Raw genomic sequence first — 17,460 nt, 5'->3', positions numbered from 1 at the left:
CCGTTGTCACCGGTGCCGGTAGTGGTATCGGGCGAAGTTTTGCCCTGGAACTGGCCAAACGAAACACCGCGGTGGTTTGCGCAGATCTGAAACTGGAAAGTGCCGAAGAAACGGTAGCACTGATTGAAAAAGCCGGTGGCAAGGCCTATGCAGTGGCCTGCGATGTGGGCAAGGCGACCCAGGTGAAGAAGCTATCCGAGCAGGCGGAGAAGCTGCTCGGCAACCCGGTCACCATGGTCATCAACAATGCCGGCGTAGGTATCGGTGGCAAGTTCGAAGAGCTCAGCCTGCAGGACTGGAAATGGGTGATGGATGTGAACCTCTGGGGGGTAGTGCACGGCTGTCACTACTTCGTGCCCGGGTTCAAGAAGCAGGGCCGCGGTGCCATTATCAATGTGGCCTCTGCTGCGTCCTATACCGCTGCACCGGAAATGAGTGCCTACAACGTGACCAAGGCCGGTGTACGGGCCCTGTCCGAAACCCTCTACGCGGAACTCAAGCGCGATAATATCAAGGTCAATGTCCTGTGCCCGACCCTGGTGCCGACCAACATCATCAAGGATGGCCGCATTCCGGATCGTTACTCCAAACTGGCCGACCATGCGCTGATGAACTATGCCATGACCACCAGTGACTCCGTGGCCAAGCTGACCCTGAATCGTCTCGACAAGGGTGAGCTTTACACCACCCCGCAGGTGGACGCCAAGCTGTTCTGGATGATGAAGCGCGCCACCCCCAACCTGTATGCGAACCTGCTGGGCTTCTCCTACCGGTTTGTTAAGAATTAAACGAGGTATTTCCCATGCCAGCGACTCAGAAAAAAACCGCCCCTGAGGCCAGGATTTACGACACCTTTATTGTTGGTGCCGGCATCTCCGGTCTGTGTGCCGCCATCAAGATGAAGAAAGAGGGCTATCACGATTTCAAGATCATCGAGAAAGCCAACCGTGTCGGCGGGACCTGGCGGGAAAATACCTATCCGGGCTGTGGTTGTGATGTCCCTTCCTCCCTGTATTCGTTTTCCTTTGCCCTGAGCAGCAAGTGGAGCCATCTGTTTGCTCGCCAGCCGGAAATCCTCAGTTACCTGGAAGAGGTCAGTGAGGACTTCGGCATCAACGATCTGATCGAATTCGGCACGGAGCTGGAACACGCCGAGTGGGATGAAAGCCGCCATCTGTGGGTCTTGGATACCAATAAAGGCCAGACTCTGGCGCGCACCGTGGTCTTTGCCACCGGGCCGATTACCGAAGCGCAGATTCCCTCCCTGCCGGGACTGGATAGCTTCAAGGGCGAAATGTTCCATTCCGCCAAATGGAACCATGATTATGATCTGACCGGTAAACGTGTGGCGGTGATTGGCACTGGTGCTTCGGCGATCCAGTTCGTACCGCAGATCCAGCCCAAGGTGAAAGAGCTGCATGTGTTCCAGCGCACGGCTCCCTGGGTGCTGCCCAAGCCGGATATGGATCTGGGCGACACCAGCAAGCAGCTGATCGACAAGCTGCCGATTATCCAGAAGAGCTGGCGCAAGGCGGTAGCGACATCGTTGAATGTGATCAACTTCGGCCTGCGTAATCCGGCGGCCCTGAAGCCGGTGAGCACGGCAGCCAAACAGTTGTTGCGCGTGCAGGTGAAAGACAAGGCGCTGCGCAAAGCGGTGACCCCGGACTTTACGCTGGGCTGCAAGCGTATCCTGTTTGCCAACAACTATTACCCGGCCCTGCAGGCAGACAATGCCAACCTGATTCCCCATGGCCTGGTGGAAGTGGAAGGCAATACCGTGATTGCCGCCAATGGTGAGCGTCACGAAGTGGACGTGATCATCTGGGGGACAGGTTTCGAGGTGTCTCACCCGCCCATTGGTCGCAAGGTGATTGATGCCAACGGTGATCGCCTCTCCGACCTGTGGAAGGACAGCTCTCCGGAAGCCTATCTGGGTGCCACCATGAAAGACGTGCCCAATGCTTTCCTGGTACTGGGGCCGAACGTGCTGGTGTACGACTCTTTCATCGGACTGGCGGAAGCCCAGCTGGACTACATCATTGATGGTTTGAAAAAGGTGAAGCAGAAAGGTATCACCCGTTTTGCGATCAAGCCTCAGGTATTGAAAGCCCACAACGATAAAGTCCAGAAGCATCTGAAGACCACGGTGTTCAACAGTGGTGGCTGCAAGAGTTATTACCTGGACCAGAATGGCCGCAACTTTGCTGCCTGGCCCTGGTCGCTGAAAGAGCTGAAGAAGCGCCTGAGCCGTTTCAAGGTCAGTGACTACGAAGTGGCTTATCAAAGCGCGGAGAAAAAGAAAGCCGCCTGACGACGATTAGATGACGGGTCTATTGAATGAGGGGAAGCGAAATGCTTCCCCTCATGCTTTCTACGCCACAGCGGGCGTGAAGGCGGTCAGTCCGCCAATTCCACCTTCTTTTCCACATAGCTGGCCAGGATATCCCCGAACACGGTTGCCAGCTCCTCGAAGCTCTGTATCGGGTTGTCCTCGGACAGATGCCTGACCACGGTGAAAATGCCGCCATTGATATAGAAATAGGCCACGGTGGGAATGTTGGGCAGTTTCAGCAGCTCCGGGTGGTGCATCAGGTACTGGGTGAACAGTTCCATGAGGGCGCTGTTGATCGGTGATTGGTAGATCACCATGTCCATGCTGAAGGCGTGGCGGGCACAGCGAAGATAGAGCTGGTTGTTCTCTTCCAGGAAGTCCCGAAAACTGAACAACAATTTCTCGATGGCCTCACGGATGTCCAGACGAACCAGTTCCGGGATCAAGGGTTTGATCAGATCCACGGTGTCACTGACAAAGCGTTTGCTTGCCGCATCAATGATGGCGTCCTTGTCCTCAAAATATTCATACAGCGAACCCACGCCAATACCGGCTTTTTCCGCGATCTGCCTGGCAGTGATAGCACTGGGGCCGTGGCTGGCAATGGAGATCAGGGCGGCCTGGACAATGGCATCCACGGTGGCCTTGGAGCGTTGTTGTTTGGGTTTGCGAGCCATCTGATTATCCGAGTTGAATCCGAACGAGCATTCGCTTTATTGTTACATCAACTACTGTGACAGTAAATATCTTTGTCACCATCAACGGTGCGCCGGGCCCTGCGGCCTTTCGTCACCACAGGCAGAATAATCCGTAAGGAGTGCATCATGGCTTCCATCGATCTGGACAAAATGCTGACCAAAATCAAAAGCACCCAGTGGGCCCTGTCGGACATCGATTGGGATGCTCCCGGTGCCGAACTGATCACGGATGAGCAGTGGCCCAAGCTGAAAGAGTTCATGGCCGATCTGATGTGGATCGAGCACGTGGGAGCCCGCGCCTTTGCGGCACTGGCAAAAAAGGCACCGGACGATACCCTGCGTCAGATTTACACCTACTTCCATGCGGAAGAGCAGCGTCACGCCAATGCGGAAATGGCGCTGATGAAGCGCTGGGGCATGCTGGAAGGGGATGAGATCCCCGAGCCCAACATCAACCTGCGTATCGTCATCGAGTGGCTGGATCGCTTTGCCGATGAGATGCCGCTGTATGTGCTGGGTACCGTGGTGCCCATGCTGGAAATTGCCCTGGACGGCGCCCTCTGTACCTTCCTGCTGGATACCGTGAAAGATCCGGTTTGCCATCAGGCATTCGAACGAATCAACGACGATGAATCCCGCCACCTGGGCGTGGGCTTTACCGTGATGGAAATGCAGGGTCGCGGAAAAACCTTCATCGGCGCCACCAAAATGCTTGCCCCGTTGATGGACCCGCGGTTGATTCTGGGTATCGCCTCCTATGCGCCTCTGCTGAACAAAATGCGCGACAACGTAATTGCCATGGGCTTGCCGGAAGAAAAACTCTACAAGGCCATGAAGAAGTTTGAGCGTATCGGTGGCCGTACCGAGGACGGCCGTCGCAACCCCTGGTTCCAGATCATCAAATACCATGGCCGCTTTGTGACCAACCGCAGCCAGAAGGTGTATCACGTCCCCGTCGACGGGCTGGTGAAACTCACCAATATGGTGCCCCGTCGGGCCCTGCCGGCAGTGCCCTCCTGGGTGAAGGAACTGACCTGGCAGCCCACAGCGACCCACTGATTCCCCGTAGATATGTCATCACCATGGGCCGTTTTGGCCCATGGTGGTGTCCTCCGATTTCGTAAGAGCTAGACCGTTATGACTGAACCCACTGCCAAGAAAAAACCGGCACCGCGCAAGGCAGCGACGCGCAAGCGTGCCCCCGCGGCAAAGAAAGCCACGGCGGCCCGCAAACCCGCCCGTAAGACTCCATCGGTAAAGCCCGTGTCAGTGTTGATTGTCGGTGCCGGCTTCGCGGGTCTGGGCATGGCCATTCGTCTCAAGCAGGCCGGCATCAATGATTTCGTGATTCTGGAACGAGGCAACGCCGTGGGTGGCACCTGGCGGGATAACCAGTATCCCGGGGCCGCCTGTGACATTCCCTCCAACCTGTATTCCTATTCCTTCGCGCCGAACCCGGACTGGTCGCGGAGTTTCTCCGGCAGTCAGGAAATTCTTGGCTATATCCATCATCTGGTGGCCGAGTTCGACCTGGAAAAGCATATTCGCTTCGAGCAAAACGTGGCGGAGCTGAGCTTCGATGACAAAACCGGCGTGTGGACTGCCACCACGGACAAGAAGGCTGTCTTCGCCGGACGTGCCGCGGTCATGGCCCAGGGGCCGTTATCCAACTGCAGTTTCCCTGCCATCACCGGCATTGATGATTTCCAGGGTCACAAGATTCACAGCGCCCGCTGGGACCATGATTATGACTTCAGCGGCAAGCGTGTGGCTGTAATTGGCACCGGTGCCAGCGGCATTCAGATCATTCCTGAACTGGTGAAAACCGCGGCCCACGTCAAGGTCTTCCAGCGCACCCCGGGCTGGGTGCTGCCGCGACCGGATTTTGCCACTCCGGCCTGGAACAAGGCCCTGTTTCGCAAGCTGCCGGCCAGCCAGCAGGCCATGCGCAATCTGCTCTACTGGACCCATGAAAGCATGGCGCTGGCGGTGATCTGGAATTCGCCGCTGACGCGGATTGCTGAGCGAGTGGCGCGCCTGCACCTTCGCCGCCAGGTGAAAGACCGCTGGCTGCGCCGCCAGCTGACGCCGGATTTCACCATCGGCTGCAAGCGGGTGCTGGTCTCCAACGACTACTACCCGGCTTTGCAGAAAGACAATGCCAAACTGATTACCTGGCCCATTGCCCGTATCAGCGAAAAGGGTGTGCGGACGGTGGAAGGCATTGAGCATCAGGTGGATTGCATTGTCTTTGCCACCGGTTTCGATGTGAGCCACTCCGGCACGCCGTTCCCGGTGAAGGGCCGAGGCGGCCGGGTGCTCGGTGACGAGTGGCAGGGCGGAGCCCAGGCGTACAAGAGCATCAATGTGTCGGGGTATCCGAACTTGTTCATGACGTTTGGTCCCAACTCGGGACCTGGCCATAATTCGGCGCTGGTCTACATGGAATCCCAGCTCGACTATGCGGTGAAAGGCATCAAAAAAATTCTTCAAGACAATCTGAAAATGCTGGACGTGAAAGAAGACGTCCAGCGTCGCCACAACAAGGAAATGCAAAAGCGCCTGGCCCGGACGAACTGGAATTCCGGCTGCAAAAGCTGGTATCTGACCGAAGATGGTTTCAATGCCACCATGTACCCGGGTTTCGCCACCCAGTACGCGGCTCAGATGGCAGAATTTGAAGAGCGTGATTACGAAACCGTCTGACCCCTTGGTCTGGTTTCTTCCGGTGAACGCGGCCTCTGGCCGCGTTTTTTTTGCGGTGCGTTTCATATTCTTGGGCCGCGTCCCGCGTTTGCCATAAAAGCATCACGCTTTTGTCGCAGTGGCTTCATCCCGCCCATTTATAAACCCAGGTTCACTGATCATTAAATAACACGAACCGTTGGGGAGTTCACCATGACATCCTGGTATAGCCTGGGGGCCGGCGTACTGCTGGCTGCTGCCTTGACTGCCTGTGGCGGTGACAGCAGCGATGACAATCCTGCTGCTGGTGGCGAGCAAGTGAAAACGCCGGATGGCCTGCGTTTGTCCTTTCTGAGTCGCTACGAATCTGGCAGCTTTGACGCCTCTGCGGCGGAAATTCCTGCGTTTGACAGCGCAAGCCAGCGCCTGTTTGTGGTCAATGCAGAACAGGGCGTACTGGATGTACTGGATTTCAGTGACCCACAACACCCGGAGAAAATAGGGTCCCTGAGTGTCGGGGAAGTGGCGCCGGGTGCGGAAGTGAACAGCGTCGCTGTAAAAAATGGACTGGTGGCTATCGCCATTGAAGCGGATCCGAAAACCGACAATGGTTTCGCTGCCCTGTACCGGGCTGAAGACCTGAGTCTGCTCGGAAGTGTGGAAGTCGGTGCCCAGCCGGACATGATTATCTTTACCCCGGATGGCAGCAAGGTGCTCACCGCCAATGAGGGTGAGCCCAGCGATGATTACCAGATTGATCCTCCGGGTTCCATCAGCATTATCGATATCAGTAATCCGCAGGATCCACAGGTCGATACTGCGGATTTCACAGCCTTCGATGCGGATACGTTACGCAGCATGGGGGTGCGCATCTATGGTCCCGGCGCGGATGTGGCCATGGATCTGGAGCCGGAATACATTGCTGTGTCCGCCGATGGCAAAACCGCCTGGGTGACTCTGCAGGAGAATAACGCCCTGGCCAAGGTCAGCATTGATACCGCCACTGTTACCGACATCCTGCCGCTGGGAGAAATTGATCGTAGCGCGGAAGGTTTCGGGCTGGATGTCAGTGATGATGACCAGGAAATCCATATCAAAACCTGGGACGGTGTGGTGGGGCTGTACCTGCCTGACGCCATCCAGGCCTACAGCGCCGGTGGCAGCACCTATCTGGTGACGGCCAACGAAGGCGATGCCCGTGCCTGGGGGGAAGATAACGATGCTTACTGGGGCACCGAAGGCGAGGAATGCATGGGGGATGCCAGCCAGGGTTTCGTGGAAGAATTCCGCGTCAAGCATCTGGTACATGCCAGTGGCTTTGATCGCCGCTGTGGCGACGATCTGCCTCCCCAGTTGCGTGAGCTGGGTGCCGGGGCGCTGCTGGATCCCGCCGTGTTCGGTTATTGCGGTGCCAGCGCCGGTGATCCCGGTGACTGCCGTGAAGATGATGTGTTGGGCCGTCTCAACATTACCTGGGTCATGGGCTACAAAACCGATGAAGCGGGCAGCCCGCTGATGTACAACGACGCGGGTGAGCTGGATCAGGCTGGCACCCGCATCATGTATGACTCCCTGTACAGCTATGGCGGGCGTTCTTTCTCCATCCGGGATGAAAACGGCAACCTGGTATTCGACAGCGGTGACCAAATCGAACAGTTCCTGGCCAGCGAGGAATGTCGGTTGGGTACCAACCGCAGCATCGCGTGCCAGGATTACTTCAACAGTGGCCATGATGAAATCAACGCCATGGACAGCCGCAGCGATGCCAAAGGTCCGGAGCCGGAGGGGCTGACCATCGGTGCCATCGGTGACAAGACGTTCCTGTTCATGGCTCTGGAGCGGATGGGCGGCATTCTGGTCTATGACATTACCGACCCCCAGCAGCCCCAGCGACTGGACTACCTGAACAGCCGCAATTTCTGGGGTGGCGGTGGTGACGGCGCGGACATCGAAGACCTGATCGATGACGGCCTGCTGGCAGAAAGTGATGTGGGGGCCGTGGTCGGTGACCTGGGTCCGGAAGGGCTGGTATTCATCCCCGCTTCCGACTCTCCCAGTGGGATGCCGTTACTGGTCGTCGGTAATGAAGTCAGCGGCACCACCTCGGTCTATGAAGTGGAAACCCTTTTTGACGAAGAGTAAATGTCGCTTACCCGATCAAGGCGGCCTTCGGGCCGCCTTTTTTATGGCGTATCGCGAGCGCGGAGGTTGAGCCAGGCCAGTCCCGGCAAGGCGTCAGGGGCAAGATAGCGCTTGCGCCCGTTGCTACTCGCTTCCCGGGGCGCAGCGCCGACGATGCCAGAGTCACCTACGTCTTCTTCGCATCAAGCGCTGCCAGCTGCTCCGGCGTGGCCGGTTGCTGGTGTTTTTCCTTCCATTCGGCATAGGGCATGCCGTAGACCCATTCCCGGGCCGCCTCGTAGTCCAGCGTCAGCTCCCGGTCTTCGGCGGCGGCCACCAGCCATTTGGACAGACAGTTACGGCAAAAGTCCGCCAGGATCATCAGGTCGATATTCTGCACGTCCTTGTTTTCGTCCAGGTGCCGCAGCAAGCGGCGAAAGGCGGCGGCTTCCAGTTCGGTGCGTGTTGCCGTATCCAGCGAGCTCATGGGGCTTCTCCAGCAAAAGGGGGGGAGGGCCATGATACGGGCGGAAAACGGCAGCCGTCGACGCCGGGCGCCTAGCATGCATACTATGGGGCACAGTAACCCGTATGGAGGAAGGGCGATGTCATTGAAACGAGGCGTAGCAATCGGTGGTCTGTTTGTGGCGGCGGCGTGGCTACTGGTCAGCTGTGGCATGAACAGTGAGGAAAAACGACTGGCGGCGGCCATTGATCAGGCCTTGCAGACCCGGGAGTTGAGCTACTGGCAAGTGGACGATCTGGATATTCAGGATCAGCGAGAGGACCGCACCGGACCTGAGGAAATCATCACCTACAAGGTGGAAGCCGTGCTGGCCCTGGAGAAGCCCTTGCGTGAAGTCCGCTATGTGGATGACATCGGCAAGCGAGTGGTGACCCGTACGGCGCTGGCAGAAGGGGAGGAGCGCGACCTCACTGCCTCGGTACAGATCATCCGCGGTAATGGTGAAGAGAACGTGGTCACCACCCTGGACGAGCAGGACTTGCCGCGCGGCATGGTCGCCGAAGACTTCGAGCAGCGGTTTGACGGTTGGCAGGTCATTGCTGAAGACAGCGATGAATTTGCCGAGCTGGAAAAAGAGCTTCAGGGCAAACTGGACGACAGTCTGTCGGCCCTGGCAGAGGCGGATCACACCCTGCGCCAGATTCAGGTGCAACTGATGGCCTCGCGGGCGGAACTGGCGGTGCTGGAAGAGAATGCGGAAGCCGTGGGTGGCCTCGGCGAACCCATGGAAAAAGCCAGCCAGGATGTGGAGGCCTTGATCGAGCGGGTGGAAGAGCAGGAGGCGGCCCGCGACAGCCTTGGCGAAGAGGTTGAGCGTCGCAAAAACGCCCTGGCCAGCCTGCGGGGTGAATGACACCAGCCTGAGAGTCAATATTCAGGGCCGGGGGCGTCTCGGGTATCATGACGCCCCCGCAGTCCTGATGAGATAACCGCCATGTTTGAGCTCACCGTCACGCCCCGCTTTTACGAAACCGATGCCTTTGGTCATGTGAACAACACCGTGGTCACCGGCTGGTTCGAAACCGGGCGGACGCCCCTGTTTCAATTGTTCGGGGGTGGCAGTGACCCGGCGTCCCTGCCCTTGATTCTGGCCCGGGTGGAAGTGGATTTTGTCGGCCAGATCTACTACGGCAGCGATGTACTGTTGCGCACCGGCATCGAGAAAATTGGCAACAGTTCCTTCGTGGTGGCCCAGCAGGCCTGGCAGAACGGCAAGCTGGTGGCCCGTGGCAAGGCGGTGCAGGTCTACTTCGAGCATGACAAGCAGGCCTCGGCGCCAATCCCCGAGGCATTTCGCCAGGTGCTCGCCGAGCATCAGGGACCTCTGGCGGAAACCCTCTAATTTCCGACTTTGATCAGACCGATAGGCATGGCGCGCCTGCTACCTTGACGTTGCCACGCTACACTATCGGCCATACTGATCGCTTAACGTAATGGCAGCGAGGAACGGATGGCTTATCAGGGACAACAGAACTTTGATCACCGCCAGGCGCAGAAGCTGGGGGTGCTGATCACCAACCTGGGGACCCCGGATGCGCCGGAGACCGGCGCCCTGCGCCGCTATCTGCGTGAATTCCTCTCCGATCCGCGGGTGGTGGAAGTCCCCCGCTTGATCTGGTTCTTCATTCTCCACCTGGTGATCCTGGTGATCCGCCCGCCCCGTTCTGCCCATGCTTACAAAAGCGTCTGGACGGAGGCGGGCTCGCCGTTGATGGTGCACACCCAAGCCCAGTGTGCTGGCATCCGCGAGCGGTTGCAGAACAAATTCGGTGACGACATCGACGTCCGCTTTGCCATGCGTTACGGGAATCCTTCCATCGCCAGCCAGTTGCAGGCCATGGAGGAGGCGGGGGTGCGCAAGCTGGTGGTGCTGCCCTTGTACCCGCAGTATTCCGCGTCCACCAATGCCTCCACCTTTGACGCCATTGCCAAGAACTTTATGCAACGACGCTGGTTGCCGGACCTGCGGTTTATCAGCCACTACCCGGATTATCCGCCCTACATCGAGGCCATGGCCAACCACATCGAGTCGTTTCGTGCCGAACACGGTACGGCGGACAAGCTGATCTTCAGCTACCACGGTGTGCCGAAAAAATACCTGCTTAATGGCGACCCCTACTTCTGTGAATGCCACAAGACCTCGCGGCTGCTGGCGGAGCGGCTGGGCCTGGGCGACGACGACTGGCTCACTACCTTCCAGTCCCGCTTTGGCCGTGAGGAATGGCTGAAGCCCTACACCGACCACACCCTGATGGCGCTGCCGGAGCAGGGTGTGAAATCCGTGCAAGTGTTCTGCCCCGGCTTTTCCTCCGACTGCCTGGAAACCCTGGAAGAAATCGATGTGGAAAACCGGGGGTACTTCGAGGAGGCTGGCGGTGAGTCGTTTGCCTACATCCCGGCACTGAATGCAGAGCCCGGCCATATTGATGCGCTGGTCCAGCTGATTGAAGAGAATCTTCAGGGCTGGGAGCTGCCGGAAAATGATGCGGTCGGCCTGAACGAACGCCAACAACGGGCCCGCCAACAAGGCGCTGATCGCTAGTTCATGATCTATAACGCAAGAGGCCGCACCCATACATGGGCGCGGCCTCTTGCATTCCAGGACAGGAAAACCCGCCCCCCGAACGGTTCACTATTAACTATTCACTGTTAACTGTTTTGTTCCAGCCTGCGCACCAGCTCATCGGTGAACTCGGTGGTGCTGGCGCGGCCGCCCAGATCCGGGGTGACGATTTCGCCTTCGCCGACTACCTGACGCACGGTGCGGCGCAGCTGTTTGGCCTTGTCATGCAGCTCGATGTAGTCGAGCATCAGGGCCCCGGCCAGCATGATGGCGGTGGGGTTGGCGATGCCCTGGCCGGCGATGTCCGGGGCGCTGCCGTGGACCGCTTCGAACAGGCCACCGTGCTCACCGATGTTGGCGCCGGGGGCCACGCCCAGGCCGCCGATCAGGCCGGCACACAGGTCTGAAAGGATATCGCCAAACAGGTTGGTGGTAACGATCACATCGAAGCGATGGGGATTCATGGCCAGCTGCATGGCGCAGGCGTCCACGATCATTTCCTCGTGCTCCAGCTGCGGGTAGTCCTCGCGAACCTTGCGGGCCACGTCGAGAAACAGGCCCGAGGTGGACTTCATGATATTGGCCTTGTGCACCACCGTGACCTTCTTGCGGCCCTGTTTCACCGCTGTTTCGTAGGCAAAGCGCAGCAAACGTTCGGACTCGGTGCGGGTGATGCGGCTGCGCAGTTCGGCGGTTTCGCCATCCTCGCTGACGGTCTGGCCCAGTCCGGAATAGATGCCTTCGATGTTTTCCCGCACGGTCATGATGTCCACGTTGTCATAGCGGGACTTCACCCCGGGAATGGACAGGGCCGGGCGCACGTTGGCGAACAGATCGAAAGTCTTGCGCAGGGTCACGTTCACGGACGTGAAGCCGCCGCCTACCGGCGTGGTGATCGGGCCTTTCAGGGCCAGGCGGTTGCGGCGGAGCACTGCCAGGGTTTCTTCCGGTACCAGATCCAGCCCTTTGTCCAGGGCGGTCTGCCCGGCAATGGCATATTCGAATTCAAGGCCGCAATCCAGGGCTTTCAATACCCGCACCGTGGCATCCACGATATCCGGTCCGATTCCGTCGCCGGGAATCACGGTTACGGTATTCTTGTTCATGCTGCCTCCTGATTGCGAAAGGGGTGTTGCCAGCATCACATTGTGCCCGCTGAAGATGTCAAAATGAATGCCGACCATGGTCGCAAGGGCGCTGTAAGCCTGAGCCTCCCTAGAAATGGGGCCCCGGGCCTTTCTCCGACAGGGAGTCAAAGGGATTGCGTAGCCGGCAGGCCTTGATGGACAGGCAGCCACAGCCGATACATTCGTTGAGCTGGTCGCGCAGTACGGTCAGGTCATTGATGCGCTCGTTCAGGTGAATGCGCCATTTGGCGGACATGCGCTTCCAGTCGCGGGCGGTGGGGCTGCGGCCATCGGGCAACTCGGCCAGGGCCTCGGCAATCTCCGCCAGCGGGATGCCGATACGCTGGGCCACCTTGATGACGGCCACCCGGCGTAACACATCGCGATGATAGCGGCGCTGATTGCCGGCACTGCGTGAGCTTTGTATCAGGCCTTTTTTTTCATAAAAATGCAGGGCGGAAACGGCCACGCCGCTACGTTCAGCCACCTCGCCAACGGTGAGGGCCTTGTGAATATCGTCTGCACAGGACAGGGTCATGATGAAAGCCTTTGCTGATGAACGTTGACCTTAACCAAGGTTAAGGTCTTATGCTGCCAAACCGTTATCAGCCTTGCCAGCGGTTGGGCGTTATTTCGGGCATAATATGGCGGCTCAGGGGAGACTCTGAGTCAGCAGGTCCAACAAAGGAGAAAGTGGTGAGTGCTGTTATTTCCGTGAAAGACCTGAACAAGATCTATCAGGGTGGTTTCCAGGCCCTGAAGCACATCAATCTGGATATTCATGCCGGGGAGATCTTCGCCCTGCTGGGTCCCAACGGGGCCGGCAAGACCACCCTGATCAGCATTATCTGCGGTATCGTCAACCCGTCCAGTGGTACCGTTCTGGCGGACGGTTACGATATCGTCCGCGATTATCGCGAAGCCCGCAGCGCCATTGGTCTGGTGCCCCAGGAATTGTCCACCGACGCCTTCGAGACGGTCTGGGATACGGTGAGCTTCAGCCGGGGCCTGTTTGGTAAACCCCGTAACGATGCCCATATCGAGAAGGTCCTGAAGGTGCTGTCCCTGTGGGACAAGCGGGACAACAAGATCATGATGCTGTCCGGTGGCATGAAGCGGCGGGTAATGATCGCCAAGGCACTATCCCACGAACCCAAGATCCTGTTTCTGGATGAGCCTACTGCCGGGGTGGATGTGGAGTTGCGCCGGGAAATGTGGGAAATGGTGCGCCAGCTTCGCGAACAGGGCGTGACGATTATCCTGACTACCCACTACATCGAGGAAGCCGAGGAGATGGCAGACCGGGTGGGTATTATTCGTCAGGGAGAAATTATCCTGGTGGATGACAAGGCCCGTCTGATGCAGAAGCTGGGTCGCAAGCAACTTACCGTACATTTGGCCGAACCCCTGGAAAGCCTGCCAACCGGGCTGGGCAGCGATGCGCTGGCCTTGTCGGACGACGGCTATGGGCTGATTTATACCTATGATGCCAACCAGGAAAGCACCGGCATTGCCGAGCTGCTGCGGGCATTGAATGCGGCGGGCATCGAGTTCAAGGATCTGCATTCCCGACAGAGTTCCCTGGAAGATATCTTTGTGGACCTGGTCCACAACGGCCAGCCCGCCACGGAAAACGCCACCCCAGCCGGAGAGGCCCGATGAAACTGAATATCTATTCCATTCGCGCCATCTACAAGTTCGAAATGGCGCGCACCTGGCGCACCCTGATGCAGAGTGTGGCCTCCCCGGTGATCTCCACCTCCCTGTACTTCGTGGTGTTCGGCTCCGCCATTGGTTCGCGCATGGTGGAAATTGGCGGCGTCAGTTACGGGGCGTTTATTATCCCCGGCCTGATCATGCTCACCCTGATGACACAGAGCATTTCCAATGCCTCGTTCGGTATCTACATGCCCACGTTTTCGGGAACGATCTATGAGGTGCTGTCGGCGCCGGTCTCCTATGTGGAGATCGTCATTGGTTATGTGGGAGCTGCCGCGACCAAGTCATCGATACTGGGCGTTTTGATATTGATCACGGCGCGATTCTTTGTGGACTATGAGGTTCAGCATCCCTTCATGATGTTCGGCTTTCTGCTGCTTACCGCGATTACCTTCAGCCTTTTCGGGTTCATTATCGGCATCTGGGCGGATACCTTCGAGAAATTGCAGATCATTCCCCTGATGATCATTACCCCGCTGACCTTCCTGGGCGGCAGCTTCTATTCCATCGACATGCTGCCACCGTTCTGGCAAACCGTGACCCTGTTCAATCCCGTGGTCTATCTGATCAGTGGTTTCCGTTACAGCTTCTTCGGCAGCGCCGACGTACACATCGGCATCAGCATCGGCATGACCCTGTTCTTCCTGGCCATCTGTATCGGCCTGGTGTGGTGGATTTTCCGGACGGGATATCGGCTTAAGAGTTAACAGTTAATAGTGAACAGTTAACAGCTCGCGAAACACTTTCTTTTAGGTTTAAACGACAGAGGCCGCGCCCAGACTGTGGGCGCGGCCTCTGTCGTTTTGAAAAAGAAAACCCTTTCTCGCGCAACTGTTAACTGTTAACTACCTGCTGCTCCCCCCGCAACTTCAACACATCCGCCTTGGGTGGCGCGCCAAACATGCGGCTGTATTCGCGGCTGAAGTGGGAGGGGCTTTCGTAGCCTACCCGGTAGCTGGCGGTGGCTGCTTCCAGGCCCTCTGTGAGCATCAGGCGGCGGGCTTCGTAGAGGCGCAGTTTTTTCTGGAACTGCAGTGGCGACATGCGAGTGACCTGCTTGAAGCTGTGGAACAGGGTGGACTCGCTCATGTTGGCTTCTTCTGCCAGCTCCTTCACTCGCAATGGTTCGGTGTACCGGCCACGCAGGGTGGAGATTACCCGGGAAATCCGGTTGGCCTGGGAGTCCGCAGCCACGAACTTGCGCATGCGCGGGCCCATCTCGCCGATCAGTGCCCGGTAGATGATTTCCCGCCGTGCCAGCGGTGCCAGCACCTGAATATCTTCGGGGGAATCCAGCAGGCTAAGCAGTCGGTACAGGGCGCCCTGCATGCGTTCGTCCATGTAGGACATGCACAGGCCGCAACTGATTTCCGGGCAAGGACTGTCCGGGTCGAAACTGGCTACCTTGTCACCCAGTTCCAGCACCAGGTCCGTTACCTCCTGCGGATCCACGGTGATCTTGGCAGCGAGATAAGGGCGATCCTTACAGGCATCGACGATCTGTCCCTGCACCGGCAAATGCACGGAACTGGCCAGGTAGCTCATGGGGCCATAGACAATTTCCCGGTCGCCGAGCTGAATGGTCTTGGTGCCCTGCAGAATAAAAATCAGTGAGGGTTCATAGACGGTGGAACCGCAGGCCGTCAGCCCATCAGAGCGATACAAGTCCACACCTTCGATAGCGGTTTGGCGCATGCCGCTGCCATCGGCCCAGCGACCGACGATATCAGCCAGTTGCTGCTGGGGTCCGGCGCTGAGATTGCGGGGTAACTCCGGGGTTGTCACGGTCATGGCCTGTCCTCCTGTTGCCGGCAGTATACGCAGAGCGCTGCCAGCCCGTGTGCCCATTGAGTCACTTTCTGCAGGATCAGGCAATCACTGCGCAGAAACCGGCAATACGTCATGACTACCCTGGTGGATACGGCAAGCCGGGATACGGCGCCCGGCTTGTCCAAAAGCCTGGCAGGTCAATACGGTGTGCTTGAGGTAATGGCCTTTGTGTAGGGGCATTTGAGAATGCAGCCTGGTCGCTCACCTCTTCCTTCGTTGTTGTCACTTGCCTGAAATTACAATGCAAGGCGGCCTTCATATTGCCGGATCGCCCTTGCCGGGTTTATCACTTTTCGCCTTGCTAACAGAATCGGGCAATCTTCACGCAGTAACCCGCTACCGCCGAACTGGCGCCTCTCCGTATCGTGTCTTCCCTGACTGGCCGACCTGTTGGTGATCGTTTGCTGTTCCGTCTGGCGTTCGGCCAGAGACGGCGCCTATGAGGAAGATAGCAAAAGGCCGAGTCGAATCTGTATTGACCTCAACTTAGCTTGAGGAAATAGAGTGGCTGATCTGTTGGGGGTGATTGGCTTCACCAGAGAACCAGTCATCCCGTTTTTTTGTGCGCTGTCGATTGTTGTCGTGGGTATTCGATAACTCGGCAGAACTGGGTGGTGATAACAGGAGTTGCGGAGATGGAAAGTTTGAGTGGCGAAAGCGCCAGTGGTGCCGGTGTCTATTGGGCACTATTGGTGGCATTGATGGCGGCCGTGTTTCTTGCCGGTTGCGATGCCCGTAGTGAAGCCGGACAACAGATGCCGGCGCCGGAGGTGGATGTGGCCCGGGTGATTGCCGAGCCGGTGACGCTGTGGGAATCCTTTACCGGCCGGGTAGTGGCGCCGCAAACCGTGGAGCTACGGCCCCGGGTCAGTGGCTATATCGACCAGGTGGCGTTCGAAGAAGGGGAGCTGGTGAAGGCCGGTGATCTGTTGTTCCAGATCGATCCGCGTCCTTACCGGGCACGTTTGCAGGCGGCTCGCGCAGAGCTGGAGCAGGCCAGAAGCCAGCAGGAACTGGCAAAGAGCGAAGCGGGCAGGGCGAAAACCCTGCTGGAAAGTCGCGCCATCTCCCGTGAGGAATATGACCAGCGCAGTGCTGCCCTGCTCAGTGCCAAAGCGCTGGTAAATGCCGCTCGTGCGGCGGTGGATACGGCGGAGCTGGATCTGCAATACACCCGCGTTACTGCCCCGGTGGATGGCCGTACCGGCCGTGCCATGGTGACCCGGGGCAATCTGGCCAATGCGGACCAGACCCTGCTGACCACGCTGGTGTCGGTGAATCCCATGCATGTCTATTTCGAGGCCGATGAACAATCCGCGTTCGAGAGTCAGCAGGTGCCTGGCGCGGGGAAGTCCGCCACGGTGCGGATCGGCCTGTCCGGGGAAGCCGGGTATCCGCACCGTGGCACGCTGGATTTTATCGACAACCGTCTCAACAGCGGCACCGGCACCCTCCAGTACCGGGCGGTACTGGACAACACGGCTGGCATTTTTAAGCCGGGCCAGTTCGCCCGCGTGGAAATGCCGGTGGCAAAACTGGACCGCGCCCTGCTGGTCAGCCGTAAGGCAGTAATGACCGATCAGGATCGTCGCTTCGTTTACGTGGTGGATGACAACAACCAGGTGGCGCGCCGGCAGGTTACCCCGGGCCGTTCGGTGGAGGATCTGCTGGTGATTCATCAGGGGCTGGAGAGCGGCGACCGGGTGATCGTCAACGGTATCCAGAAAGTGTTTGGCGATGGCATGCCGGTGCAGCCCAACCAGGTGGCCATGCGTTCTGCCAATGACGAGCAGCCTGCCATCGCGGTAGCGCAACCGTAATCCATCAACGCCGGGCAATCGCCCGGCAAGGGAACG

At 58.3% G+C, this 17,460-nt stretch carries 16 protein-coding genes; 11 read left to right on the top strand and 5 right to left on the bottom strand.

Annotation, left to right across the window (positions count from 1 at the left end; genetic code table 11):
• The coding region (locus tag A3714_RS13040; protein WP_063527190.1) for an SDR family oxidoreductase at positions 1–788 on the top strand (788 nt) is incomplete at its 5' end.
• A gap of 14 nt (positions 789–802) precedes the next feature.
• Positions 803–2,314: an NAD(P)/FAD-dependent oxidoreductase gene (locus tag A3714_RS13035; RefSeq protein ID WP_063509547.1), complete on the top strand. Its 1,512-nt coding sequence runs from the start codon at positions 803–805 to the stop codon at positions 2,312–2,314.
• A gap of 86 nt (positions 2,315–2,400) precedes the next feature.
• Here the strand turns inward: A3714_RS13035 and A3714_RS13030 are convergent, their stop codons facing one another.
• A complete protein-coding gene (locus tag A3714_RS13030) occupies positions 2,401–3,012 on the bottom strand; it encodes a TetR/AcrR family transcriptional regulator (protein ID WP_063509546.1) in 612 nt (203 codons plus the stop codon).
• 147 nt (positions 3,013–3,159) lie between these two features.
• Between A3714_RS13030 and A3714_RS13025 the strand changes: the two genes are divergently transcribed.
• The 3 genes from A3714_RS13025 (at position 3,160) to A3714_RS13015 (ending at position 7,860) form a co-directional block, all read left to right on the top strand.
• Positions 3,160–4,092: a ferritin-like domain-containing protein gene (locus A3714_RS13025; RefSeq protein ID WP_063509545.1), complete on the top strand. Its 933-nt coding sequence runs from the start codon at positions 3,160–3,162 to the stop codon at positions 4,090–4,092.
• Positions 4,093–4,170: 78 nt separating this feature from the next.
• A complete protein-coding gene (locus A3714_RS13020) occupies positions 4,171–5,739 on the top strand; it encodes an NAD(P)/FAD-dependent oxidoreductase (protein ID WP_063526282.1) in 1,569 nt (522 codons plus the stop codon).
• Between the two features lie 192 nt (positions 5,740–5,931).
• On the top strand, positions 5,932–7,860 hold the full coding sequence (locus tag A3714_RS13015; protein WP_063508375.1) for a choice-of-anchor I family protein: 1,929 nt from the start codon (positions 5,932–5,934) through the stop codon (positions 7,858–7,860).
• 166 nt (positions 7,861–8,026) lie between these two features.
• Here the strand turns inward: A3714_RS13015 and A3714_RS13010 are convergent, their stop codons facing one another.
• On the bottom strand, positions 8,027–8,326 hold the full coding sequence (locus A3714_RS13010) for a DUF1244 domain-containing protein (RefSeq protein ID WP_062815432.1): 300 nt from the start codon (positions 8,324–8,326) through the stop codon (positions 8,027–8,029).
• A 118-nt stretch (positions 8,327–8,444) separates the two neighbouring features.
• Here A3714_RS13010 and A3714_RS13005 point away from each other — a divergent pair, with 118 nt between their 5' ends.
• From A3714_RS13005 to hemH, 3 genes are all read left to right on the top strand, one after another.
• Positions 8,445–9,218 (top strand): hypothetical protein, encoded by a 774-nt coding sequence (locus A3714_RS13005; RefSeq protein WP_062815433.1) that lies wholly within the window; start codon positions 8,445–8,447, stop codon positions 9,216–9,218.
• Positions 9,219–9,299: 81 nt separating this feature from the next.
• On the top strand, positions 9,300–9,707 hold the full coding sequence (locus tag A3714_RS13000) for a thioesterase family protein (protein ID WP_062815434.1): 408 nt from the start codon (positions 9,300–9,302) through the stop codon (positions 9,705–9,707).
• 108 nt (positions 9,708–9,815) lie between these two features.
• The gene (gene hemH / locus A3714_RS12995) at positions 9,816–10,907 is read left to right on the top strand and encodes a ferrochelatase (RefSeq protein WP_063508374.1); all 1,092 of its coding nucleotides are present in this window, start codon (positions 9,816–9,818) and stop codon (positions 10,905–10,907) included.
• Positions 10,908–11,014: 107 nt separating this feature from the next.
• Here the strand turns inward: hemH and A3714_RS12990 are convergent, their stop codons facing one another.
• Positions 11,015–12,034, bottom strand: a complete 1,020-nt coding sequence (locus tag A3714_RS12990) for an isocitrate dehydrogenase (RefSeq protein ID WP_063508373.1) — start codon at positions 12,032–12,034, stop codon at positions 11,015–11,017.
• Positions 12,035–12,143: 109 nt separating this feature from the next.
• On the bottom strand, positions 12,144–12,593 hold the full coding sequence (soxR, locus tag A3714_RS12985; protein ID WP_062815437.1) for a redox-sensitive transcriptional activator SoxR: 450 nt from the start codon (positions 12,591–12,593) through the stop codon (positions 12,144–12,146).
• Positions 12,594–12,751: 158 nt separating this feature from the next.
• On the opposite strand from soxR, the gene A3714_RS12980 reads away from it, so the two are divergent.
• Positions 12,752–13,717 carry an ABC transporter ATP-binding protein gene (locus A3714_RS12980; RefSeq protein ID WP_063508372.1) on the top strand — a complete coding sequence of 322 codons (966 nt, stop codon included), beginning with the start codon at positions 12,752–12,754 and terminating at the stop codon, positions 13,715–13,717.
• 2 nt (positions 13,718–13,719) lie between these two features.
• Positions 13,720–14,481 (top strand): ABC transporter permease, encoded by a 762-nt coding sequence (locus A3714_RS12975; protein ID WP_063508377.1) that lies wholly within the window; start codon positions 13,720–13,722, stop codon positions 14,479–14,481.
• A 127-nt stretch (positions 14,482–14,608) separates the two neighbouring features.
• On the opposite strand, the gene A3714_RS12970 is transcribed toward A3714_RS12975, so the two are convergent.
• A complete protein-coding gene (locus A3714_RS12970) occupies positions 14,609–15,565 on the bottom strand; it encodes an AraC family transcriptional regulator (RefSeq protein WP_063508371.1) in 957 nt (318 codons plus the stop codon).
• A gap of 674 nt (positions 15,566–16,239) precedes the next feature.
• Here A3714_RS12970 and A3714_RS12965 point away from each other — a divergent pair.
• The gene (locus tag A3714_RS12965; RefSeq protein ID WP_063508370.1) at positions 16,240–17,424 is read left to right on the top strand and encodes an efflux RND transporter periplasmic adaptor subunit; all 1,185 of its coding nucleotides are present in this window, start codon (positions 16,240–16,242) and stop codon (positions 17,422–17,424) included.
• The last annotated feature ends 36 nt before the right edge of the window (positions 17,425–17,460 follow it).

The organism is Alcanivorax sp. HI0007, assembly GCF_001635525.1.
In the GTDB taxonomy this organism is placed as follows: Bacteria; Pseudomonadota; Gammaproteobacteria; order Pseudomonadales; family Alcanivoracaceae; genus Alcanivorax.
The sequence above is the reverse complement of the archived record's forward strand: the minus strand, read 5'-3'. Positions and strand labels throughout refer to the sequence as shown.